Source organism: Sphingomonas sp. Leaf34 (genome assembly GCF_001421805.1).
Lineage (GTDB): Bacteria > Pseudomonadota > Alphaproteobacteria > Sphingomonadales > Sphingomonadaceae > Sphingomonas.
This window is the reverse complement of the sequence record NZ_LMLC01000003.1, coordinates 70,958-95,023: the sequence shown is the minus strand read 5'-3', so window position 1 is coordinate 95,023 and position 24,066 is coordinate 70,958. Positions and strand designations below refer to the sequence as shown.

The window sequence follows — 24,066 nt, the reverse complement described above, 5'->3', positions numbered from 1 at the left end:
GCGGGTGGCTGGTTCGCCTGCCACCACTGTGCCGTCATTCATACGTCGCCATGCCAAGTGCGATGTAGCTGATGCACAGGATGATTCGGGACAGCCAGGCGATCTCGCCATGCAGAACGACGGTGGTCGCGATTGCGACGATCCATCCGGCCGTGATCGCCCAGGCCTGCCACGCGAAAGGGAACGGGAAGATGCCGCCGGTCGCACTCGGTTCGAACCAGCCCGAGTGGCGGACGGTCAGCCAAAATCGCATCAACAGGTCCATGTGGCGAGGCTAGCATGCCGTCTCGGCCAGTCGCCATCGGCAAAAATATCGCACCGTGTTGCAAAGCTGTGCTTGCCCGGCCGCGCGGTCACCAACTGTCATCATCCTAACACAATCCCCGCCTAACCGCCGGCCTGGGGAGTGAGCGTCGCGAGGCGTCCGCGCGTCGTCCGGGGAGGGCGGGCGAGGGCAAGCCGCGACGTTGTATTTTGGGATGTGCGGCCGGTCGTCAGGGACGGCGCCGCACGATTGGGGAATATCATCTTGAAGATTTCGGTCGTTAAGTCGGCGCTGATGCTCGGCGTCGCGTTTGGTTCGGTTGTGGGTGGCACGGCCGCGTTCGCGCAGGTCGCGGCGGTTCAGGATCAGGCTACGCAGGCAGCCCCCGAGGAAGGCCTTGGCGACATCGTGGTGACCGCCGAGCGTCGCTCCGAGAACCTGCAGAAGGTGCCGCTGTCGGTCGGCGTCGCATCGGGCGATGCACTGCGCGCCTACACCGCCGGTGGTGATGACACGCTGCTCGCGCTGTCGGGCCGTGTCCCGGGCCTGTACGTCGAATCGACGACCGGCCGCATCTTCCCGCGCTTCTACATCCGCGGACTTGGCAACATCGATTTCTACCTCGGTGCGTCGCAGCCGGTCACGATCATTCAGGACGACGTGATCCTCGAGCATGTCGTACTGAAGTCGAACCCGGTCTATGACGTCCGCCAGGTCGAAGTGCTGCGCGGGCCGCAAGGGTCGCTGTTCGGCCGCAACACCACCGCCGGCATCATCAAGTTCGACACCAACAAGCCTACCAACGACTTCGACAGCCGCGCCTCGGCCTCGGTCGGCTCGTACAACAGCGTCAGCCTCGACGCCGGTGTCGGTGGCCCGCTGATCAAGGACCTCCTGGCGATCCGCCTGTCGACTCTGATCCAGCACCGCGCAAACTATATCGACAACGCGTTCGCGGGCACCAGCCAGGACAGCACCGCCACGCCGCGCAAGGACGCGATGGGCGGCTTCGACGATCGCAACGTCCGCCTCCAGCTCGCGCTGACTCCGGGCACCGCCTTCTCGCTCGACCTGTCGGGCCATGCGCGCTGGTATGACGGCACCTCGACGCTGTTCCACCGCGCCGCGCTCAAGAAGGGCTCGAACGACGTCTCCGCCGAGCCGCGCAACACGGTGTCGCTCGACGAAGGCAACGATAACCCGCAGCGCTACACCACCTATGGCGGTTCGGTCCGCGCGACCTACGACTTCGGTCCGGCCGCGCTGACGTCGATCACCGCGTACGAGACGACGTCGGGCTTCAGCCGCGGCGATACCGATGGCGGTGCGGGTGCGAACTTCCCCGTGCGCGGGGGCGCCAACGGCTTCGGCCAGTCGCAGGGCCAGATCCGCGATCTCGATCAGTGGTCGCAGGAAGTGCGGGTCGCCGGCACGCCCGGCGGCCGTTTCAACTGGCAGGTCGGCGGCCTGTATTTCGACAACCGCGACATCACCGACTTCTACCAGCGGACGTTCTTCCTGACGACCGCACAGCGCAACCCGAACAACTGGGTGCGTCTGCACGACGTCAACACGTCGTGGTCGGGCTTCGGGCAGGTCAGCTACGAGCTGGTCGACAAGCTGACGCTCACGCTCGGCGGTCGCATCACCGAGGACAAAAAGCGCACGCAGCTGCTGAAGCCGGTGCAGAACGTCGCCGGTGTCAGCCAGTATCCGGCCAATTTCCGCACCGACGTGACGCTCAAGGCGACCAAGCCGAGCTGGGATGCGAGTCTCCTGTATCAGGCGACCCCGGACGTCAGCGTGTACACGCGCGTCGCGCAAGGCTTCCGCGGACCGACGATCCAGGGGCGTTCGGCGGTTTTCAACTCCGACTTCTCGACCGCGAATTCCGAGACGATCCTGTCGGGCGAGGCCGGCGTGAAGAGCCGGCTCTTCGACAACACGCTGACGCTGAACGCGACGGTGTTCGCTTACCGCGTCAACGACATCCAGCTCAACGGCAACGACGTCAACGGCAACGGGATCCTGTTCAACGGCAACAAGGCCGACGCGTACGGCATGGAAGCCGAGGCGAACTGGAAGCCGGTGCCCAACCTGACGCTCGGCGCAGGGCTCAGCCTGTTGCACAGCGAGATCCGCGACAAGACGACCGAGGTGCAGGTCTGCGCGCTCAACAATGTCGTCGTCTGCACGCCGTCGCGAACGCCGCGCGCGGTTCCCGGCGCGTTCGGCACGACGTATCTGGTCAAGATCGACGGCGAACCGCTGCCGAACGCGCCCGAATACAATGTCGACCTCACCGCGCGCTACGACCAGCCGCTAGGCAATGGCGGTCGCGCGTTCATCGCGGGCGACTTCAACATTCAGGGCTATACGCAGTTCGTGCTGTACAAGACCAAGGAGTTCACCGCGAACGGCAACTTCGAGGGCGGCCTGAAGATCGGCTATGCAGCACCCGACGATGCGTATGAACTGTCGGTGTTCGCACGCAACATCACGAACGAGAAGAATCTCAAGGGCGTGATCGAGAACTACATGGCGGCGGTGTTCAACGAGCCGCGGATCATCGGCGTGTCGCTGAGTGGCAAGTTCCGCTGATCGGGTAGGGAGGCCATCAATCCTCCCCCGCAAGGGGGAGGTGGCGGGCGCTTGCCAGACGGAGGGGGAGGCCATCAATCCTCCCCCGCAAGGGGGAGGTGGCTGACGCTCGCCAGACGGAGGGGGAGGCCATCAATCCTCCCACGCAAGGGGGAGGTGGCTGGCGCTTGCCAGACGGAGGGGGAGGCCATCAATCCTCCCCCGCAAGGGGGAGGTGGCTGGCACTTGCCAGACGGAGGGGGAGGAATGCGATACAGACGTGACGTGTCTGCCTCCGGCGCCACCTCCCGCTGGCGGGTGAGGATAGCTTCGAATCAATAGGCGGGCTGCCCGGTTCGGCGCATCGCGGCACGGCCCGGCCTGTTCTTAACGGTACCGTGACGCATTTGTCAGCAGCGTACGTCTTTCACGCACTGTAGCGGCCTGGAAAAGCAATTTGCCGTTTCCCTTCCGCCGGTTGATATTCGTCCCATGTCGCTCAATCCCGTCTTCTATGATGCCAGTGGCCGTCGGCGTCGGCGCTTCACCTTCGGCGTTGCTGCGTTCGTCATATTGTTGCTGCTGTCGATTGCGGTGTTCGCTGTCTCGATCGGCGCCGTGCCGGCGGCGCCGTTGTTGCCGATCGAGGCCGAGCATCCGGCGTTGCACAAGCTGCCGGCCCCGCGGGGTGGCATTCTTCGCCAGACGCGCCGCGACCTGAACTCTTACGCGAAGCAACTGTTCGGGACGAGCGCGGCGAAGCCCGGCGTCGGCAATGGCGCCAACCCGCAACTCGCGATCGCCTTCCACGCGCCATGGGACGAGGCGAGCACCGCCAGTCTCGCGCGGCATGTCGAGCAACTCGACTGGCTGATCCCCGGCTGGGTCTCGATCACCGGCAAGGATCACCACATCACCGTGTTCCGCGACCAGGCGGGGCGCGACATCCTCAACAAGGCGGTCCACCGCCCGATGATCCTGCCGATGGTGCAGAATGCGGTCGACGGAAACTGGGACGGCGCGGGCAGTGCGGCGTTGTTCGCCGACCCGAAGGCGCGTTCGGCGTTCCTCGACAAGCTCGTCCCGTTCCTCAGCGCGAACCATGCGGGCGGCGTGTTCTACGATTTCGAGGATCTGCCGGTCACCGCGCAGCCCAATTACCGTGCGTTCCTGGCGGAGACGCGCGCGCGGTTCGCGCCGCGCGGCTGGGTGGTGGCGATCGCCGCGCCGGTCGCCAATCCGGACTGGAGCCTGCCGGCCTACGCCAAGGTCACCGACAAGATCTTCCTGATGGCGTATGACGAGCACGAGACGAGCGGCGCCCCCGGGCCGATCGCGTCGCAGCGCTGGTTCGCGCGGATGGTCGCCGACGCAGCGCGCGGTATCCCACCCGCCAAGCTGGTCGTCGCGATCGGCTCCTACGCCTATGACTGGCATGCCGGCGCCGATGCGGGCAAGGGCGACGCGCTCGACGTCGAGGAGGCGTGGCAGAACGCCGCCGATTCGGGCACGATGCCGACCTTCGACAAGGCCAGCGGCAACAGCAGCTTCGCCTATTCGGAAGGCGGCGTGCAGCATCAGGTCTGGCTGCTCGACGCGGCATCGGCGTACAACCAGATCGCGTTCCTGCAAAAGGCGGGGCTCGGCAGCGTTGCCTTGTGGCGTCTCGGCTCGGAGGATCCCGGGCTCTGGTCGATCTGGGGCCGCGATCACCGCAAATTGCCGGTTCCCGATTCGATCGACGCGATGCCCGCGGGCACCAATGTCGATATCGAGGGCAGCGGCGAGATCCTCAAGATCGCCGCCGAACCCGTCACCGGCATCCGCGACGCGGTCCCCGCCAAGGACGGCACGATCGCCGACGTCAACTTCACGCGGATGCCGTCGCCCTATGTCGTGGTGCGGACCGGCTATCGCCCCAAACAGCTCGCGCTGACGTTCGACGACGGCCCCGATCCCGAATGGACGCCGCAGATCCTCGACGTGCTCAAGCGCGAGCATGCGCCGGCCACCTTCTTCGTGATCGGCGAGAATGCGTTGACGCAGCGCCCCCTGCTCGAACGCATGGTCGCCGAGGGCCACGAGATCGGTAGCCACACCTATACGCACCCCAACCTCGCCAACGTCTCGACACGGCAGGTGAAGTACGAGCTCAACGCGACGCAGCGGCTGTTCCAGGCGTTCACGGGGCGCTCGCTCCGCCTGTTCCGCGCGCCCTATTTCGGCGATGCCGAGCCGAGCACCGCGGACGAGATCCTGCCCGCGCTCGAAGCGCAGCAGCGCGGCTATATCTCGGTCGGCCTCCACGTCGATCCCGACGACTGGAAGCGGCCAGGCGTGCAGGCGATCATCGACCGGACGATCGCCGGCGTCGAAGCGGGCAACCCCGAGCGCAGCGGCAACGTCATCCTGCTCCACGACGCCGGCGGCAATCGCGCCGAGACCGTCGCCGCGCTGCCGGTGATCATCGAGCGGCTGCGCGCGATGGGCTACAGCTTCGTCCCCGTCTCGACGCTGGCCGGGCTGTCGCGCAACCAGTCGATGCCGGTAATCTCGTCGAGCGACCGAGTCGCGGCGGTCGCCGATCTCGCGCTGTTCAGTACGCTTGGCGGTATCGTCGTCGCGCTGCGCTGGATCTTCGGGATCGCGATCACGATCGGCATCCTCCGCGCGCTGGCGCTCTCCGCGCTCGCGCTGATCCAGGCACGGCGCGAGTTGAAGACGGTGTTCCCGGCGATCGATCCGTCGCGCTTCGTCACCGTGATGATTCCCGCGTTCAACGAGGAGCGCGTGATCGTCCGCGCGGTACAGGGCGTGCTCGCGTCGACCGACGTCGCGATCGAGGTGATCGTGATCGACGACGGTTCGAGCGACGGCACCAGCCGCGTGGTATCCGACGCGTTCGCGGGCGACGACCGCGTCCGCCTGCTGACGCTGGAGAACGGCGGCAAGGCACGCGCGCTCAACCGCGGGCTCGAACTCGCGCGCGGCGAGATCGTCATCGCGCTCGACGCCGACACGCAGTTCGAGCCGACGACGATCGCCCGGCTCGCGCGCTGGTTCGTCGATCCCGAGCTCGGCGCGGTCGCGGGCAACGCGAAGGTCGGCAACCGCGTCAACCTGATCACCAAATGGCAGGCGCTCGAATATATCACCGCGCAGAACCTCGAACGTCGCGCGCTGGCCCGCCTCAACGCGATGACGGTCGTCCCGGGCGCGGTCGGCGCATGGCGCCTCGAGGCGATCCGCAGCGTCGGCGGTTATCCCGACGATACGCTCGCCGAGGATCAGGACCTGACGATCGCGATCCAGCGGCATGGCTGGACGGTGCAGTACGACCAGTTCGCGATCGCCTGGACCGAGGCGCCCGAGACGATGCGCGCGCTTGCCAAGCAACGCTTCCGCTGGGCGTTCGGGACGCTGCAATGCCTGTACAAGCATCGCTCGGCGATCGGCCGTTCGCATCCGCGCGGACTCGGCTGGGTCGGGTTGCCGCAGGCGATCGTCTTCCAGATCCTCCTCGCCGCGATCTCGCCGATCATCGACCTCGCGCTGCTGGTCAGCTTTGCCTCCACCTATGTCGCGGTGCAGGCGCATGGCTGGGAGCAGACCAGCCACGACGTCTACACGATGCTGGCTTACTGGCTGATCTTCACCGCGATCGACCTGCTCGCGGCGACCATCGCCTTCGCTCTCGAGCGCAAGGAACGCTGGCGGTTGCTGTGGCTGCTGATCCCGCAACGGATCGGCTACCGGCAGGTCATGTACTATGTCGTGCTCAAGGCGATCGCACAGGCGTTGCGCGGGCCTTTGGTCGGCTGGGGCAAGCTGGCGCGAACCGGTCGCGTGACTGCGCGTTGACGCGGCGCCGGTCCGACCTTCCCCGCAAGGACAAGAAGCCGAAGCGTCGCCACGTCGACCGTCGACCACCATTTCGCCCGCGCAACATATCAGCGTCGATGGCGTTATGACCGCGGCCCATATATCCCTGGCGATCATGGGCGCTGATCATCGGGGTAAGTGAATGCGGTATTCGATCGTCGCGACAGCGATAGGGGCCAGCCTCGTGGCGAGCGGCGCACAGGCACAGCGGCCGCCCCTCGTCCTCGCCGCCGCATCGTTGCAGGAATCGTTGACGGCGGCGACCGACGCATGGGCCAAGCAGGGCCATGTCAAGCCGACCGTCTCGTTCGCCGCCTCGTCCGCGCTCGCACGGCAGGTCGAGGCGGGCGCGCCGGCCGACCTGTTCGTCTCGGCCGACGAAGAGTGGATGAACGCACTCGCGAAGAAGAACCTGATCGTTGCCTCGACCCGCGTGACGTTCCTCGGCAACCGCCTGGTCGTGGCAGCGCCGGCAGGGAGCAGGGGACGTATCCCCGTACGACCTCCCGCGGCGCTCGCCCGCGTGTTGACGACCGGACCGCTGGCAATGGCGGATACGGCGGTACCGGCGGGTCGATATGGTCAGGCATCGCTGGAGACGCTCGGCGTCTGGGCGCAGGTCGCGCCGCGCGTGGTGCGTGCCGAGAATGTGCGCGCGACGCTGGCGTTGGTCGAGCGCGGCGCCGCACCGCTTGGGATCGTCTATGCGACCGATGCGAAGGCCTCTGCCAAGGTCCGGATCGCGGGCGTTTTCCCCGAGCGCACCCACCCTGCGATCACCTATCCCGTCGCGCGCCTGAAGACGTCGACCAACCCCGAGGCGGAGGCGTTCCGGCGGTTCCTGGTCTCGCGTGCCGGCAAGGCGATCTTTACCCGCTACGGGTTCTCCGCGCGCTAGATGCTCGACGCGGCCGAATGGGACATCGTCGCGCTGTCACTCAAGGTCGGCGGCGTGGCGATGCTGGTGACGTTGCCGATCGCCTTCGCGCTGGCGTGGCTGCTCGCCCGCGTCCGGTTTCCGGGCAAGGTCATCGTCGACGCGGCGATCCATCTGCCGCTGGTGGTGCCGCCGGTCGTGACCGGATGGCTGTTGTTGCTCGCGTTCGGGCCCAATGGCCCGATCGGCGCGTGGTTGCGCGACTGGTTCGGTGTGACCGTGCTGTTCCGATGGACGGGCGCCGCGATCGCCGCGGGCGTGATGGCGCTGCCGCTGATGGTACGCGCGATGCGGATCTCGATCGAGGCGGTCGACCGGCGGCTCGAAAATGCCGCGCGGACGCTGGGGGCAGGGCCGTGGCGCGTGTTCTGGACGCTGACGCTACCGCTCAGTGTGCCCGGCGTACTGGCCGGTGCCGTGCTCGGTTTCGCGCGGTCGATCGGCGAGTTCGGCGCGACGATCACGTTCGTGTCCAACGTTCCCGGTGAAACGCAGACGCTGCCGCTCGCGATCTACTCGGCGTTGCAACAGCCTGGCGCCGATGCGCTGGTCTGGCGATTGTCGTGCGTGTCCGTCGCGTTGTCGCTGCTCGCCCTGATCGGATCCGAATTGTTGACGCGCCGGGCGGGACGGGGCCTCCATGTCCTTTGAGATCGATATCGAAAAACGGCTCGGCGATGCGCACGTCTCGCTGACGCTGCAAGCCGGCGAGGGGGCGACCGTGTTGTTCGGCCCCTCGGGTATCGGCAAGTCGAGCGTGCTGAACATGGTCGCCGGACTGCTTCGGCCTGATCGCGGTCGCATCGCGGTCGATGGCGACACGCTGTTCGATGCAGACCGGGCCGGCGGCGTCGATGTCCCCCCCGAACGCCGTCGCGCGGGCTATGTCTTCCAGGAGGCGCGGCTGTTCCCGCATATCCGGGTGCGGGCGAACCTCCTGTACGGGGCGGGCGGCAAGATCGACGGATTTGATGAGGCGATCGGTTTTCTCGGTATCGGCCATTTGCTCGACCGTTGGCCGCGCACGTTATCCGGCGGCGAAGCACAGCGCGTCGCGATCGGTCGCGCACTGCTGAGCCGTCCGCGCTTCCTGTTGCTCGACGAGCCTCTCTCCTCTCTTGATCGCGCGCGTCGCGAAGAAGTCCTGCAAGCGATCGAGCATGTCCGCGATGTGCTCGAACTGCCGATCCTGATGGTCACGCACGACCCGGCGGAAGCCGAGCGGATCGGTACGCGGGTCGTCCGGATGTGAGGCCGGCGTTGTCGCCACGCGGTAGATGTCACGCCGAACTATGATAGGATCCCGCCGGCTCCCATGACGCGCCGGCGCGGCGATGTCGCGGGGTCCGTTGCTTGGAACGGAGCGTGATGATGACGGGCGAACGATATGAACTGGCAATCGAGCGGTACATCGACGCGCCGCTCGAGACGGTGTGGCGGACGATGATCGACCGGTTCGAGGAGTGGTTCTGCCCCAAGCCCTGGCGCGCCGAGGCGCGCATGCTGGAATGGCGCGCGGGCGGACGCAGCCACATCGTGATGCACGGCCCGAACGGCGAGGAGATGCCGAACGAGGGCATCGTGCTGGCGTTCGAGCCTAACCGGCGGTTCGTCGTCACCGATGCGTTTACCGGGGATTGGCTACCCGCCGGACCGATGATGGTAGGGCTGTTCGAGGTCCAACCCGATGGTGATGGCACGCGCTATCACGCCAGCGCGCGACACTGGACGCGCGAGGCGATGGAACAGCATCGTGCGATGGGCTTCGAAGAGGGCTGGGGTGCCGCGGCGGACCAATTGAAGGCGTTGGCCGAACAGGATTGAGACGCGGCCGGGGCGCGACCGGTCGTCGCGATGATGACGGGCGATTCTGGCCGATGTGTCGTCTCGCTGCGGGCTCTGCGGCGATCATGCTCGAGATCGACGCAGAGCCCGCGGCCGTCATTTCGCCGCGTCGAACACGAACGCGGCACCGACGAAGTCGCCTTTCAGCGGCGCGCGAAGCCCGCGCTCCATCCAATATGCACCGCTCGCGCGCGCAGGAACGCCCTCGGGCAGCACGCCACCGCCAAGGATCGACACGCGGTAGATGACGCTCGGATCGAGACCCTGCGGATGGTTCGGCGCGGGATTGTCGCGCCACATCGACGAGTGCAGCATCTGGAACATCACGCCCTGGCGGCGGTCCTGCGCGACGTACATCGTCGCCGACGTCGCATTGTCGGTCGAGGGCGGATCGATGCGATAGAGCTGGCCGCGCTGCACCGTCTGCCGGATCGTCTTGTACGCGGCGACCCATTTCGTCGCGGTCGCGAAATCCTCCTGCTGCCACTTGTCCAGGTTCGCACCGATGCCGAGACCGCCCTGCATCGACGAGAGGAAGCGGTAATCGAGCGACGTCGCCCGCGTATTCGCCCAATTGGGGCTGTCCGTCACCCACGCCATCATCACCGATGTCGGATAGGCCTGCGTGAAGCCGTCCTGGATCATCAACCGGTCGGCGGGGTCGGTATTGTCCGACGGCCACACTTCGTCGGTCAGTCCCAGGATGCCGAGATCGACGCGGCCGCCGCCCCCCGAACAGCCCTCGATCTCGAGCTTGGGGTGGCGTCGCCGTAGCTCGGTCAGGATGTGATAGAGGTTGCGGACATAGTCGACATAGACGCGCTGCTGATCCTGCACCGGCATGGCGGGCCAGCCAGCCTCGGTCCAGTTGCGATTATAGTCCCATTTCAGGAACGCGATGTCGTTCTCGCTGACGAGCGTGTCGAGCACGCCGAGCAGATGGTCGCGGACATCCTTCCGCGCGAGGTTGAGCACCAGCTGGTTGCGTCCCTCGGTCCGCGGCCGGCCGGTGTAGTTCAGCACCCAGTCGGGATGCGCGCGGTACAGGTCGCTGTCGACGTTGACCATCTCGGGCTCGACCCAAAGGCCGAAATCCATTCCGAGCGTATGGACCTTGTCGATCAGCGGCTTCATTCCGTTCGGAAACTTCGTCCGGTTGACCGTCCAGTCGCCAAGCCCGGCCTTGTCGCTGTTGCGCGCGCCGAACCAGCCATCGTCGACCACGAACCGCTCGACGCCGATCTTCGCGGCCTTCTCGGCAAGCGCTTCCTGCCCCGCCTCGGTCACGTCGAACGCGGTCGCTTCCCAACTGTTGTACAGCACGGGGCGGAGCTTCGCCTTGACGCCGCCGGGCATGATGTGCGCGACCTCGAACCTGTGGAATATCCGCGAGGCACCACCCATGCCGGCATCCGAATAGCCGGCATAGAAGATCGGCGTGTCGAGCGTCTCGCCAGGCTTTAGCGACCACGAGAAGTCGTAGGGATTATACCCGCCCATCACGCGGATGCGGCCGAGATTGTCCTGGCCGACGCTGATCCGGAACGACCCCGACCAGGCGAGCGCGCCGAACCAGACCGGCCCGTGCGCTTCGCTGGTGGCCCCCTGCTTGCCGATCGCGAAATAGGGATTGTTGCCGTGACCGGTCGATCCGCGCCGGCTTTCCAGCACGGTCAGCGCCGGCGTGATCGCGACGTCCTTCTTCTGCCACTCCGCGGCATGGCGGCCGGTCAGGTAATGCAGCCGATAATCGTCGCCGACCGGCAGCGTGAAGACCGCCGACGCGATCTGGTCGACGCGCACCGGGCGGCTGTCGCCGTTACGCACCGATGCCGACCGCGCGAGCACGCCCGTCTCGGGATCGATCGTGTAGCGCAGCGTGACGCTGAGCGGACGCCGGATGTCCGCGAGTTCGATGATCAGCGTCTCGCCCTGCACCGAATGCGAGCGATATTTGAGGACCAAGTCGCGGTTGCCGTCGGCGAAGATCGTCTTGATCCCCGGATCGTTGACCAGGCCTTCGCCCTGGCCCGGATATTCCTGCAGGGTGACGGAGCCCGCGGGATCGAACCCGGACAACTCTCCCGGCGCTTTGACCAGCACCGGGTCGCCGGTCTTGACCGGATCGGTCGAGACAAGCGGGTCGCCGGCCGCAAGCGGGGCACCCCAGTATAGCGGCTGGAGATAGCCCTTGTCGTCGACGCCCATCGCATAGGTGACGCCGGCGCCGTCGAGCCGGAAGATCCTGGCACCCGGCGGGGCGGACACTTTCGCCTCCGCCGCGGTGGTGAAGGCGGTGGTCGCGAACACCGCCGTCATGATCCCCGACGCGACGACCGATCCCGAGTTCCGCATGCCCTGTCCCCCCTGTGTCGCATGGGTCCGATACGGCCCTGCAAACGATTGAGGTCGTGGTATGATAAATCCCGATAGGATGGCAAGCGTGATGCGCATGCCCTCTGTTTTGTGCGCTCGACACGCGCTGCGATTGCCAAACCGGATGGCGCCCGATATGTCCGAGTAATAAGGAGTTGCCGCTATGACCGATGCGCAGACACGCGAACGCCCGACCGATACAGCCGGGTTTTTCTCCATTGATTCGACTACTGGCCAGCCTGTCGGCGACGCCTTTGCGGTCCACGATGTGGCCGCCGTCGCGGCGGCGTGCGCCGCGGCCGAGGCGGCGTTCGACGCATATCGCGCGACCGACAACGACGCGCGCGCCGCGTTCCTCGAACGGATCGGCGACGAGATCGTGGCGATCGGTGATGTGCTGATCGAGACCGCGATGCGTGAGAGCGGCTTGCCGCGCGCGCGTCTGGAGGGTGAGCGCGGTCGGACCGTCGGCCAGCTGAAGCTGTTCGCGGGCGTCGTCCGGCGCGGGGGATGGATGGGCGTGCGGATCGATCCGGCCCTGCCGGATCGCGCGCCGCTGCCGCGTCCCGATCTGCGACTGCGGATGATTCCGCTGGGCCCGGTCGCGGTATTCGGCGCGAGCAACTTCCCGCTCGCCTTCTCAACCGCAGGTGGCGACACCGCCTCCGCGCTCGCGGCAGGCTGCCCGGTCGTGGTCAAGGGCCACCCCGCGCATCCGGCGACGGGCGCGCTGGTTGCCGACGCGATCCGCAAGGCGGTCGTCGCGTGCGGCATGCCCGATGGTGTGTTCGGGCATCTGGTCGGGCCGGGCAATGATCTCGGTGCCGCGCTGGTGCAGGATCCGCGGATCGCCGCGGTGGGCTTCACCGGGTCGCGCAGCGGTGGCCTAGCGCTGGTGAAACTGGCGCAGGCGCGCGCGGTGCCGATCCCGGTCTATGCCGAGATGTCGAGCATCAACCCCGTGCTGCTGCTGCCTGAGGCGCTCGCGGCCCGCGCGGACGCATTGGGAACCGCGTTCGTCGGATCACTGACGATGGGGGCGGGACAGTTCTGCACGAATCCCGGGCTAGTGCTCGCGATCGATGGCGCAGACCTCGACGTCTTCGTTGTCGCCGCAGCCAAGGCGATGGCGGAGGCTGGCGCAGCAACGATGCTCACCGGTGGCATCCACGCCGCCTATGAAAAGGGTGTCGCCGCGCTGTCGGGCCACGACGCGGTGAAGACCGTCGCGCAGGGCAAGGTCGGCGAGGGCATCGCGCAGGGGCAGGCTGCGCTGTTCGAGACGACCGCTTCGCAGTTCCTCGAAGATACGGCGCTGGGGCATGAGGTGTTCGGCGCGTCGTCGCTGCTGGTGCGCTGCCGTGACGAGGCCGAGATGCGTGCCGTGCTGGTCGCGGCCGAGGGGCAGTTGACCGCGACCCTTCAGATGGACATGGGCGACACCGATCTGGCCGCGCGGCTGATCCCGGTGCTGGAGCGGAAAGCTGGGCGGATCCTCGCCAATGGCTGGCCGACCGGTGTCGAGGTGGCGCATGCGATGGTGCACGGCGGGCCGTTCCCGGCGACGTCGGACGGGCGCACGACGTCGGTCGGCAGTCTGGCGATCGATCGCTTCTTGCGCCCCGTATCCTACCAGAATCTGAGTGCGGCCTTGCTGCCTGCGGTGCTGCGGGACGACACTGACGCGCCGCGCCTGATCGACGGTGTTCCCGCCTGACCCTGAGACTGCGACGGCGCACCGTAACAACGGCGCCGTTCGAACGGAGAGAAAGTATGACTTTGCGCATTTTGCAGCACCGCGCAGCCGATGGCACGCGATCGGTGATCGCGGCGACCGCCGATGCGGCGCACTTCGTGACCGGCGTGGACAGCGTTCGTGCGCTCGCCGCACGCGCGATAGGAGCCGGGACCGACTTGGCCGGCGCCATCGACTCCTGCGGCTTAGGTACAACGGTCGACATCGCCGCGGAACTCGCTGCGGGTCGACTGGTGTCGCCGATCGATCATGACGACGCCGCGCACCTGATCATGACGGGCACGGGCCTGACGCATCTGGGATCGGCGGAGGGACGCGACAAAATGCACCGCGATGCCACCGCGGCCGAGAGACAGACCGACTCGATGCGGATGTTCCTGGAGGGGGTCGAAGGCGGCAAGCCGCGCGCCGGCGAAACCGGGCAGCAGCCCGAATGGTTCTACAAGGGCGACGGATCGGGCCTGGTTGCCCCCGGCGCGCCGTTGACCATGCCCGCGTTCGCGAAAGACGGCGGCGAGGAGCCTGAGTTGGCCGGCATCTATCTGATCGGTCCGGACGGTACGCCGTTCCGGCTCGGGCTGTGCCTTGCCAACGAATTTAGCGATCACGTGACCGAGCGCCACAATTACCTGTGGCTGGCGCATTCGAAGCTGCGTGAGGCCGCGCTCGGTCCCGAACTGCTCGTCGGCACGCCGCCCGATCATGTCGAGGGCACAAGCCGGATCTTCCGCGACGGCGAAACGCTCTGGGAAAAACCGTTTTTGTCGGGTGAAGCGAACATGTCGCACACGCTCGCCAATCTCGAGGCGCATCATTTCAAATACGCGCTGTTCCGCAGACCGGGTGACGTCCACGTCCACTTCTTCGGCACCGCGACGTTGTCGTTTGCCGACGGCGTGACGACACGCGAGGGCGATGTGTTCGAAATCGAAGCCGCGCCGTTTACGCTGCCGTTGCGCAATCCGCTGGCCAAGGCCACCGCCGCCACTATCGCCGTACGGAGCCTGTGAACATGGACGTCATCAAGGTCGGCATCGTCGGCATGGGCAAGATCGCGCGCGACCAGCATCTGCCCGCGATCCACGGCAACCCCGACTTCACCTTCGCCGCGACCGTCAGCCCGAACGATCCCGGCGTCGCGGGTATCGCGCACTACAAGACGCTCGACGCGCTGCTCGCCGATGGGCAGGTCGTCGATGCGGTCGCGCTCTGCACCCCGCCGCAAGTGCGCTACGATCTAGCCGTCGCGGCGCTCGCACGGGGGCTGCACGTCTTCCTCGAAAAGCCGCCCGGCGCGACACTCGCCGAGGTGGTCGCGCTCGAAGAGGCGGCCGCGAAGACCGGGGCGACGCTGTTCGCCGGTTGGCATTCGCGGTTCGCGGCGGGTGTCGCGCCTGCCAAGGCGTGGCTCGCAGACAAGCGGATCGTGCGCGTCTCGATCGTATGGCGCGAGGATGTCCGCGTCTGGCATCCGGGACAGGCGTGGATATGGGAGCCGGGTGGTCTTGGCGTGTTCGATCCGGGAATCAACGCGCTGTCGATCGCGACCGAAATTTTGCCCAATGCGTTTTTCCTGTCGTCCGCCACGCTGTCGACGCCTGCCAATCGGGCCGCGCCGATCGCCGCCGACCTGGCGTTCCGCGACACGACCGGGGCACCGATTTCGATGGACCTCGACTGGCGCCAGACCGGCCCGCAAAGCTGGGACGTGGTCGTCGAAACCGACGCTGGCACGCTCAGCTTGGCCAAGGGCGGCGCGGTGCTGACGCTGCCGGACGGCGTTCAGCACGCCGACGACGAGGAATATCCGGGGTTGTACGCGCGGTTCGCGACGCTGATTCACGAGCGTCGTAGCGAAGTCGACACGCGTCCGCTCCAGTTGGTTGCCGACGCCTATCTGCGGGCGCGACGCGAGACCGTCGAAGCGTTCGACGATTGAGGCGCGGGCGGCGTCTCACGACGAAGGAGAATAGGATGCGGAACGGTCGACCGGCGAAGCGCCTCGCGCTGTTGGCTCTGGCGCTGGCGGGGCTGGGCACACCGCTCGCCGCCGCGGGCCTCGACGTCCAGCGAATCGCGCACGCGCGCTTCGGCAACGATGCGCCCTGGTATGTCGACCGCATCCCGTTGTTCGAGTCCGCCGATCCGCAGATCGATGCAGTCTATTACTACCGCTGGGCACTGTTCCGTGCGCATCAGCGCGATCTGGGCGCCGATGGCTATATCTCGACTGAATTTCTCGACGACGTCAGCTGGCAGCTCGAGCCCTATGCCAGCCTGAACGACGCAACCGGCTTCCACCTTGGCGAGGGGCGTTGGCTGCGCGACCGGCGGTACGCGGACGATTATATCGCGTTCATGTATGCACGCGGCAACGACCGCCACTTCACCGATTACATGGCGGACGCGGTCTATGGCCGGTTCCTGGCCGATGGCGACCGCATAGGCGCGACCCGCTATCTGGCGGCGATGCGGCGATTATATCGCGCGTGGGACGATCATTATGATGCGAGCAAGGGGCTCTACTGGGTCGAGCCGCTACTCGACGCGACCGAATACACGATCTCGTCGATCGACGCGTCGGGCGGCAAGGACGGCTTCCGCGGCGGGGATTCGTTCCGCCCTTCGATCAACGCCTATATGTACGCCAACGCCCGCGCGATCGCCGCGCTGTCGCGGATGGTCGGCGACACACAGGGCGCCGCCGATTTTGTGGCGCGTGCCGACGCCATCAAGGCGCGTGTCCAGCGGGACCTGTGGAGCCCGACGCTCGGTCATTTCATCGATCGGTACAAGGTCAACAACGAGTATGTGAAATACTGGCAGCCGATCCGCGGACGCGAGCTGGTCGGCTATCTTCCTTGGACCTTCGACCTGCCAGATGACGGCGCGCGCTATGCGGGGGCGTGGGCCCATATGATCAAGCCCGACGAATTGCGAGGCCCGGCGGGTCTGCGCACGGTCGAGCCGTCCTACCAGTATTATATGCGGCAATATCGGTACGAAGGCACGCAGGAAGAGTGCCAGTGGAACGGCCCGATCTGGCCGTTCCAGACCACGCAGGTGCTCACCGGCATGGCTAATCTGCTCGATCACTACCGGCAATCGGTGGTGACGCGGAGCGATTACATGCGGCTGCTGCGGCAATATGTTGCGCTGCACTACCAGGGTGATCGGCTTGATCTGGAAGAGGATTATCACCCCGACACTGGGCGCCCGATCGTCGGCCTTGCGCGCAGCCACCATTATTTTCACTCGGGGTTCGCCGATCTGATCCTGACCGGGCTTGTCGGGATCCGCCCGCGCATGGACGACGTGCTGGAGGTCAATCCGCTGCTGCCCGCCGCCGGCGATCCACAGGCGCTCGCCTGGTTCCGTATCCAGGACGTGCCGTACCACGGACACAGCGTCGCGGTGACGTGGGATGTCGATGGCCGGCATTATCGCGGCGGGGCCGGGTTGACGATCGAGGTCGATGGCCGCCGCGTCGCGCACCGCGACGATCTGGGACGGCTGAGCGTGCCGGTGACCCGTGTGCGCGCACCCATCATCGATCGCCCGATCGACCAAGCGGTGCAACTCGTCCGCAATGGCTATCCCAAGGGGAGCGCGTCGAGCAACACGGACCCCGAAGCCGTTCACGATGCCATCGACGGCCGTCTCTGGTTTTTCCCCGAACTGCCCAATGGCTGGTCGTCCGCACCATCGCCGGCGACGCAATGGTACGCGGTCGATTTTGGCAAGCCGGTAGCCGTATCACGCGCCGAACTCGCCTTCTTCGCCGACGCCAAGACCTTCAGCGCGCCCAGTGCCTATCGGCTCCAGGCCTGGATCGGTGAGGGATGGCGCGATATCGACGCGGTCTCGGATCGCCCGATCGGCAACGGCATCACCCGTGCGCGGTGGAAGGGCATGACGACCAGCAAAGTCCGGCTCCTGATCCGGCAGCCGAGCGGCAAACGTACGCGATTGGCCGAAATCAAGATCTTCTGAGCGGTCGTCCCGAACGCTGCCGGGCGGACCAGGTCGCGGACGACAATACGCCAGCGTTCCCCGGGCGTCATGCCGCCGGATCTGGGGGGCGGATCGGCCGACGACCCGTCCCCCGTGGCTGCGTTCACTCTCCCGTGGTGGCGGTCGCCGGGCTCGCCTTGTCGGGCGTCGTGCCCTCGCCCGCGAACGGGGTCAGGCGGAACGTCACTGCGGTAGGCGCGAGCGGAACACGATAGGCGGGGAAGGGCTTGCCAACCTCGCTCCATTCCGTATCGCCGCCGACACCCCATTGCGCGGCGTCGACCAGCAATGTGACCTGGCCGTGTGCGACCACGTCCGACGACTTCCAGCTGCCCGGCGTTTTGCGGTCGAGATCGGCATAGGGGAATGCCAGCGCGTTCATCATCAGCGGCCGGTCGCCCTGGACGCGGACGCCGCCCGCGGCACCCGACAGTTCCATCCAGCGGACATCGACCTTGTTCCCAGTCTCTTGCGGGCGGATATAATCGTGGTTCTGCGCCGCGATCGCACCGCGCCACAGGCCGATCGGCGCCGAGGTCTTGCGATCGACATAGCTCTCGTGTGGCCCGCGACCATACCATTCGGCGGTCGTCATATCGGTCGGCATCGCGAACGCCATGCCGATGCGGAACGGCCCGGGCAGGTCTTGCTTGATCGGGACGAAACGGCCGGCGACCCCGACCGATCCGTCTGCCGCCATCGTGTAGCGCGTCTCGAACGACGCTGCGCCATCGCCCAGATCGAAGGTCGTGACGATCGCGTTGGCACCGCGATAGGCCACGACCGACCGCACCTTCCGGGCGTCGCTCATCGTCTTCCACATGGCCAATTGCTTGTCGGTGCCAATGCCGATGTCGTTGTCGGTGACTGCGCGCCAGAAATGCGGCTGACCGCCGCTGGCGAGGGTGCGACCGTCCTTGATATAGGCGGTGACCAGCCCGGTCTTGCGATCGATTGCGAGCGACGCGCCGTTCGCGGCCAGCGTCAGGCCAGCGTTCGTCTGACGCACGGCAACCCCGTTCGCCTCGGCGGTCGGCACGGCCGTCGGCGCCGACGACAGTGCGAACTGCTCGAAGCCGAGCATCGTGCCGCCCGGTACCAACGGCACCGCGCCGTCTTTCGCGCGGACGCTGACGGTCACGAAATACTCGGCACCGGGGCGCCGAGCGACCGTCGCGACCGGCAACGTGATCGTCTCGGCGGTGCGCGCCGCGGTGGTCAGCCCGGGCAGCTTGCCCGATGCGACCACGATGCCGTTCTCCTGAATGGTCCAGTCGAAGTCGAACCCCGACAGGTCGCGGAAGTCATGCCTGTTGCGGACAACGACCTTGCCGCTTGCCGCATCGAAGCCGTCGAACTGGACCGGTGCGTAAACCTTGCGAAGTTCATAGAAGGCGGGGTTCGGCGTGCGATCCGCCTGAAGCAGGCCGTCGCCAAATTCGATGTCGCCGCCCGGATTGGGGCCGTATTCTCCGCCATCGCCCCAATAGCGCTTGCCGTCCTTTGTGTAGCGATACATCGACTGGTCGACCCAATCCCACACGAACCCGCCCTGCAGCTTGTTCGGGTGCGCGTAGATCGTGTCCCAATATTCCTTCAGGTTGCCGCCCGAATTGCCCATCATGTGCGCATATTCGCACTGGATCATCGGCTGCTTGAAGTTCCAGTTGGTCGCGTAATCCTCCAGCTTGACGACCGGATCGTACATCGGCGCATAGATGTCCGCGTAATAATTGGGCCGATGGTCGCTGACGCCCTCATAGGTGCCCCAGCCGAGATAGCTGATCAGGCGATTGGGATCCCGCGCCCGCGCGGCGGCGGCAGCGGCCTCGAAATTGGGGCCGATGCCGGCTTCGTTGCCAAGCGACCAGAAGATGATCGACGGGTGGTTCTTGTCGCGCTCGACCATGTTGACGACGCGGCTGACATGCGCATCCTTCCACGCGGGATCAAAGCCGACCTGGAACTTGGCGCGGGACTCGGGGTGCCGGTTGCCTTGTTCCATATACGCATGGCTCTCGATATCCGCTTCGTCCATGACGTACAGACCATAGCGATCGGCGAGTTCGTAGATGTACGGATCGTTCGGGTAGTGCGAGGTGCGGAGCGCATTGATATTGGCGCCCTTCATCAGCCTGATGTCGCGTTCCATCGATTCGTGGCTGACGACGTGGAAAGTCTCGGGATCATGCTCGTGGCGGTTGACTCCGCGGATCGTGATCGGCTTGCCGTTGACGGTGACCTGCCCGTTCTTCATCGCCACGGTGCGAAAACCGATCGCCTGCGCGGTCGACTGGATCAGGCGGCCCTTTGCATCGGTCAGCTCGACCAGCAACCGGTAAAGATTGGGCGTTTCCGCGGTCCAGGGCTTCACGCCGGGCACTCGACCGGCCAGCGTCACGGCGCGCGCGTCCTTGCCGGCAGGGACCGCGACGCGGCCTTCCAGCACCTGGCGGTCGCCGTCCATCAGCACGTAGCGGGCGCTGCTCGCGAGACCCGGCGTCACCGCGAGATCGAGGCCGAGCACGCCGTCGCGATAGTCATCGGACAGCGCGGCATGGACGAACGTGTCGCGGATCCGCGTTGGCGGCGCGGACATCAGGAAGACCTCGCGCTCGATCCCCGACACGCGCCAGAAATCCTGATCCTCGAGATAGCTGCCGTCGGACCAGCGGTGGATCTGGATTGCGACGGTGTTGCGGCCCGGCTTTACATAGCGGGTGACGTCGAACTCGCTCGGCAGCTTCGAATCCTCGGAATAGCCGACCGGCTGACCGTTGACCCAGACCTGATATGCAGAGCCCGCCGCGCCGATATGGAGGATGATGTCCTGGCCCTGCCAACCCGGCGCGATCACGACGTCGCGGCGGTAGGAGCCGACCGGATTCGTTGCGTGCGGGATCAGCGGGCGGTTGGCGGGGAAGGGGTAGGTGATGTTGTTGTAGCGCGGCTGGTCATACCCCTCGGTCTGCCAGTCGGCGGGAACCTTGATCGTCTTCCACGCGGAGGCGTCGTAATCGGGGCGCTCGAAGCCGGTCGGCACCGCGTCCGAGCTTGGCGAAAACTGGAACTGCCACGCCCCGTTGAGCGACTGGAACCGCGCGGACTTCGTACGATCTCCCGAGATGGCGGCATCGCGCGTCTCGAACGGAAATCCGGTCGCGCGCGCCGGCATCTTGCCGCGCGCGAACACCGCAGGATTCTCCCAGTCCGGCCGCGTCGGATCGACCTGCACCGGCTGGACCCGCGGCGGCTGGGCGCCGGGCAGCTCTGCGGGCAGCTCGGCGGGAGCCCCGGCGGGGACCTGCGCGCGTGCGGCGCCGATAGCGGCAAAGTCACCGATCGCGACGATCGCGACCGCACCGAGGAAACCGAATTTTTTCATGCCGAGATCTGGTCCTTGTCAGTCGCTCTTGTACCGAGCGTAGAGGGCGGGGGCAGGATCGTCACCCGATCCCGCCCCCGCGCTGGTCTTTGGGGTATCAGAACGAGAAGCGCACACCTGCGTCATAGCGCGGTCCGAAATTCTGGTACGTCAGCACCTGATTGTCGAACCGGCCGGTGGTGATGTACTTCGCGTTGAACAAGTTGGTTCCCTCCAGGAAGACCTGCGCGAACGGCGTGACGTTGACCGCGACACTGCCGTCGAACTGACCATAATCGCGCACGAACACAGGCTCGTTGCCTGGCCCGCCGGCCAGCGTCTGAAGGAACCGCTCGCGACGGTTATAGGCGATCCGCGCCGAGATGCCGTATTTCTCATAGAAGACGGTGGCATTCTGCGAATTGCCGATGCCTTCCGCGGCGAACGACGTGCCGACCTGCGTGACGTCGAATTCGCGGTTGGTCTTTACGAAGGTCGCGTTCGCCTGGACACCGAAGCCGCTCAGCACGCCGGGCAGCCAGTCGAAGGTGTGCACGAGGTTGAGCTCGAGCCCCTTGACCTTGAGCGACTGCGCGTTGCGCGGCCGGCGGACACTGAACTTCGCGGTGTTCGGGCCGACGATCAGACCACCGACCGGAATGTTGCCCGCGTTGGCGATCGGGAACAGTTCCTCGCCGAAGCTCTGGACGATGAAGTCGTCGATCGTCTTGTGGAAGACGGCCGCCGACAGCGTCGTCGTGCTGGTCGGGTACCATTCGAGCGACGCGTCGTAGTTCGTCGCGCGATAGGGTTTCAGGTTCGGATTGCCGCCGCTCGCGGTCAGCGTGGCGGGACGCAGCGTGTCGTAGCTGAGGCTCGGCGCCAGATCGCCGATCGCCGGGCGGGTCAGCGTCTTGTACGCCGCCAGACGCATCTGGAACTTCGGCGTGAAGCTCAGCTTCGCGTTCAGATTGGGCAGGAAGTTATTGTAGGTCGAACGGCTGTTGACGGAGACGCCGACGCGATTGTTGGCATATACGCCGTTATAGATCGTCGGGTCGCCCTGCACCGGCAGCAGATCGGTCAGCAGGAGCTGCTGACCGCCCGATACCAATTCGGTATATTCATAACGCGCACCGACGTTGACGAACCACGGCATCCCGCCGACGTCGCCGTCGAGGTCCATGTCCGCATAGCTCGCATAGACGATCTCCTTGACGCGGTTGGACGGCTGGCGTGACACCGCATAGCCGTTGCTGGCCGCAAACAGTGCAGCGGTGGTGCCCACTGGCTGGTTGCGCGCGCGATCGAGCGCGGCCGCAGCCGACGCGCTGGTCAGGAACGCGAAATAGCGATTGGCATCGAACTGGAGAAACTGGGTGGGCGCCTGGCCGCTGCTGGCACCTAGCGAATTTGGCGAATACGGGCTCAGCAGCGCAGGGTCGGCGGAGGTCGAATAGCCGCAATAGACGCAGCCGACGTTCGGATCGGAGGTGATCGGCACGTTGCTCTTGTCGCGCGAGGTGCGGTTCAGGCCGAAGCGGATGGTGTCGATAATTCCCCAGCCGGGCTTCCAGTCGGTGTTCCAGCGATATTCGGTCACCTTCTCGGTGACGTCGTTGCCGTTGATCCCGGCGATGTGCGTCTTGCCGCGCGACGGATCGGTCAGCGCGCCGGCCGTATAGCCGAAGGTCGACGGTATATCGTCGTCGCCCGCGGCGGTGAACGAATAGGCGGTTGGCGTCCCGATCACCGCGAAATAGCTCTTGCCGCCGCCCGCGTTCTTCGCGCGCGACCAGGTGGCGTCGAACACCATGTGGACCTGATCGTTCGGCCGCCATTCGGCGTTGAAGCCGCCTTCGTAGGTCTTGGTTTCGCGAACCGCGCCGGACGAGATGAAATCGGCGTTGCCGTTGGTCGTCAGCGATGTGATCGAGCGATTGCCGTCGATCGTCGCCGCGGTGTAGCTCGACGGTTCGAACCAGCTGCCGAGCGCATGCGTCTGGCTATCACTCTTGAAGCGATTGAACAGGCCGTCGACGGTGAAGGTCAGCTCGTCGGTCGGCGCGTATTGCGCCACCAGCGTTGCACCGAGGCGGGTGCGGTCGTCGGTGGTGGTGCCGACATTCTGATTGCGCGGCGCGTAGACGTTGGTGAACAGCGGCGTGGCGGTCGGTCCGACCGTCGTGTTCGGGATATAGCCATCGGTGGTGATCGACGTGACTGCAGCCTTCCGGCGCTGGTACGACACCGAGCCGAGCAGGCCGAGCTTGCCGTCGGCGAACGTGTTGCTGAGCAGGCCGAACAGCTGTGGCGTGAACTTGTCGCTGTTCTTCTCGTAATTCGCCTTGCCGGTGAAGACGCCCTTGAAACCCTTGAGCGCGAGCGGCTTGGGGGTCTGGAGGTTGATCGTCGCGCCGATGCCACCGCTCTGCAGGGACGCCTGCGAGCTCTTGTACACCTGCGCGCCGCTGATCAGTTCGGCGGGCAGAAGGTCGAACGAGAACGACCGGTTGTAATTATCGGAGGCGAAGCTGCGGCCGTTGAACAGGACGGTGTTGAAGTTCGGACCAAGGCCGCGGACCGTGACCGACTGGCCTTCGCCGTTGCTGCGGTCGATCGCGACACCGGGAATGCGCTGGAGCGATTCGGCGACGTTGGCGTCGGGGAACTTGCCGAGATCCTCGGACGAGATCGCATCGAGGATACCGGCGGCGTCGCGCTTCTGCGCGGCGGACGATTCGATGCTGCGACGGATGCCGGTGACGACGATGTCGGTTTGGCCGGCGTCGGTCTGGTCCGGCAGGGTTTCGGATGCGGTGGTCTGGGTATCCGCCGGTGCTGCCTGCGCGATCGCGGGGACCGCGGCGATCAGCGCGCCCATCGCGCTGGCGAGGCCACACGCCGTATACAGCGTCTTATACTTCGATTGCCCGTATTTCCGCATCGCTCTCCCTTTCGACATTGATCTTGTCCCGCTTCGCTTGAGCGGATTACAAGGATTGGCTACAGTATTATCTTATAAATACAAACCCAAAAAATGGCGT

At 66.0% G+C, this 24,066-nt stretch carries 14 protein-coding genes; 10 read left to right on the top strand and 4 right to left on the bottom strand.

Annotated features, from left to right (window positions below):
• Positions 1-34: 34 nt before the first annotated feature.
• Complete coding sequence (locus tag ASF00_RS08870) at positions 35-265, bottom strand: hypothetical protein (protein WP_055877497.1); 231 nt, start codon at positions 263-265, stop codon at positions 35-37.
• A gap of 294 nt (positions 266-559) precedes the next feature.
• Between ASF00_RS08870 and ASF00_RS08865 the strand changes: the two genes are divergently transcribed.
• From ASF00_RS08865 to ASF00_RS08840, 6 genes are all read left to right on the top strand, one after another.
• Positions 560-2,866: a TonB-dependent receptor gene (locus ASF00_RS08865; RefSeq protein WP_082463388.1), complete on the top strand. Its 2,307-nt coding sequence runs from the start codon at positions 560-562 to the stop codon at positions 2,864-2,866.
• 471 nt (positions 2,867-3,337) lie between these two features.
• Complete coding sequence (locus ASF00_RS08860; protein WP_055877495.1) at positions 3,338-6,706, top strand: polysaccharide deacetylase family protein; 3,369 nt, start codon at positions 3,338-3,340, stop codon at positions 6,704-6,706.
• Between the two features lie 163 nt (positions 6,707-6,869).
• Entirely contained in the window at positions 6,870-7,625 is a 756-nt protein-coding gene (gene modA, locus ASF00_RS08855) for a molybdate ABC transporter substrate-binding protein (protein ID WP_055877490.1), read from the top strand.
• On the top strand, positions 7,626-8,315 hold the full coding sequence (gene modB, locus ASF00_RS08850; RefSeq protein WP_055877486.1) for a molybdate ABC transporter permease subunit: 690 nt from the start codon (positions 7,626-7,628) through the stop codon (positions 8,313-8,315).
• Positions 8,305-8,916 carry an ATP-binding cassette domain-containing protein gene (locus ASF00_RS08845; protein WP_055877484.1) on the top strand — a complete coding sequence of 204 codons (612 nt, stop codon included), beginning with the start codon at positions 8,305-8,307 and terminating at the stop codon, positions 8,914-8,916. The genes modB and ASF00_RS08845 overlap by 11 nt, the downstream gene beginning before the upstream one ends.
• A 119-nt stretch (positions 8,917-9,035) precedes the next feature.
• The gene (locus tag ASF00_RS08840) at positions 9,036-9,488 is read left to right on the top strand and encodes an SRPBCC domain-containing protein (RefSeq protein WP_055878705.1); all 453 of its coding nucleotides are present in this window, start codon (positions 9,036-9,038) and stop codon (positions 9,486-9,488) included.
• Positions 9,489-9,605: 117 nt separating this feature from the next.
• Here ASF00_RS08840 and ASF00_RS08835 read toward each other — a convergent pair whose 3' ends face one another.
• Positions 9,606-11,864, bottom strand: a complete 2,259-nt coding sequence (locus tag ASF00_RS08835; protein ID WP_235525706.1) for an alpha-galactosidase — start codon at positions 11,862-11,864, stop codon at positions 9,606-9,608.
• Between the two features lie 184 nt (positions 11,865-12,048).
• Here ASF00_RS08835 and ASF00_RS08830 point away from each other — a divergent pair, with 184 nt between their 5' ends.
• From ASF00_RS08830 to ASF00_RS08815, 4 genes are read left to right on the top strand one after another with little or no spacing between them, the layout of a single operon-like run.
• Entirely contained in the window at positions 12,049-13,602 is a 1,554-nt protein-coding gene (locus ASF00_RS08830; protein ID WP_055877481.1) for an aldehyde dehydrogenase (NADP(+)), read from the top strand.
• A 56-nt stretch (positions 13,603-13,658) separates the two neighbouring features.
• Positions 13,659-14,651 carry an AraD1 family protein gene (gene araD1, locus ASF00_RS08825; RefSeq protein WP_055877474.1) on the top strand — a complete coding sequence of 331 codons (993 nt, stop codon included), beginning with the start codon at positions 13,659-13,661 and terminating at the stop codon, positions 14,649-14,651.
• A gap of 2 nt (positions 14,652-14,653) precedes the next feature.
• Positions 14,654-15,580 carry a Gfo/Idh/MocA family protein gene (locus tag ASF00_RS08820; protein ID WP_055877471.1) on the top strand — a complete coding sequence of 309 codons (927 nt, stop codon included), beginning with the start codon at positions 14,654-14,656 and terminating at the stop codon, positions 15,578-15,580.
• Between the two features lie 35 nt (positions 15,581-15,615).
• Positions 15,616-17,634 (top strand): MGH1-like glycoside hydrolase domain-containing protein, encoded by a 2,019-nt coding sequence (locus ASF00_RS08815; protein ID WP_055877466.1) that lies wholly within the window; start codon positions 15,616-15,618, stop codon positions 17,632-17,634.
• Between the two features lie 124 nt (positions 17,635-17,758).
• Here ASF00_RS08815 and ASF00_RS08810 read toward each other — a convergent pair whose 3' ends face one another.
• Positions 17,759-21,040, bottom strand: a complete 3,282-nt coding sequence (locus tag ASF00_RS08810) for a glycoside hydrolase family 2 TIM barrel-domain containing protein (RefSeq protein WP_055877463.1) — start codon at positions 21,038-21,040, stop codon at positions 17,759-17,761.
• 97 nt (positions 21,041-21,137) lie between these two features.
• Positions 21,138-23,984: a TonB-dependent receptor gene (locus tag ASF00_RS08805; protein ID WP_082463340.1), complete on the bottom strand. Its 2,847-nt coding sequence runs from the start codon at positions 23,982-23,984 to the stop codon at positions 21,138-21,140.
• Between the last annotated feature and the right edge of the window lie 82 nt (positions 23,985-24,066).

Coding starts and splice junctions, on each gene's coding strand:
- ASF00_RS08870 (WP_055877497.1), bottom strand. CDS start 265: ATGGACCTGTTGATGCGATTTTGGCTGACCGTCCGCCACTCGGGCTGG.
- ASF00_RS08865 (WP_082463388.1), top strand. CDS start 560: ATGCTCGGCGTCGCGTTTGGTTCGGTTGTGGGTGGCACGGCCGCGTTC.
- ASF00_RS08860 (WP_055877495.1), top strand. CDS start 3,338: ATGTCGCTCAATCCCGTCTTCTATGATGCCAGTGGCCGTCGGCGTCGG.
- modA (WP_055877490.1), top strand. CDS start 6,870: ATGCGGTATTCGATCGTCGCGACAGCGATAGGGGCCAGCCTCGTGGCG.
- modB (WP_055877486.1), top strand. CDS start 7,626: ATGCTCGACGCGGCCGAATGGGACATCGTCGCGCTGTCACTCAAGGTC.
- ASF00_RS08845 (WP_055877484.1), top strand. CDS start 8,305: ATGTCCTTTGAGATCGATATCGAAAAACGGCTCGGCGATGCGCACGTC.
- ASF00_RS08840 (WP_055878705.1), top strand. CDS start 9,036: ATGACGGGCGAACGATATGAACTGGCAATCGAGCGGTACATCGACGCG.
- ASF00_RS08835 (WP_235525706.1), bottom strand. CDS start 11,864: ATGCGGAACTCGGGATCGGTCGTCGCGTCGGGGATCATGACGGCGGTG.
- ASF00_RS08830 (WP_055877481.1), top strand. CDS start 12,049: ATGACCGATGCGCAGACACGCGAACGCCCGACCGATACAGCCGGGTTT.
- araD1 (WP_055877474.1), top strand. CDS start 13,659: ATGACTTTGCGCATTTTGCAGCACCGCGCAGCCGATGGCACGCGATCG.
- ASF00_RS08820 (WP_055877471.1), top strand. CDS start 14,654: ATGGACGTCATCAAGGTCGGCATCGTCGGCATGGGCAAGATCGCGCGC.
- ASF00_RS08815 (WP_055877466.1), top strand. CDS start 15,616: ATGCGGAACGGTCGACCGGCGAAGCGCCTCGCGCTGTTGGCTCTGGCG.
- ASF00_RS08810 (WP_055877463.1), bottom strand. CDS start 21,040: ATGAAAAAATTCGGTTTCCTCGGTGCGGTCGCGATCGTCGCGATCGGT.
- ASF00_RS08805 (WP_082463340.1), bottom strand. CDS start 23,984: ATGTCGAAAGGGAGAGCGATGCGGAAATACGGGCAATCGAAGTATAAG.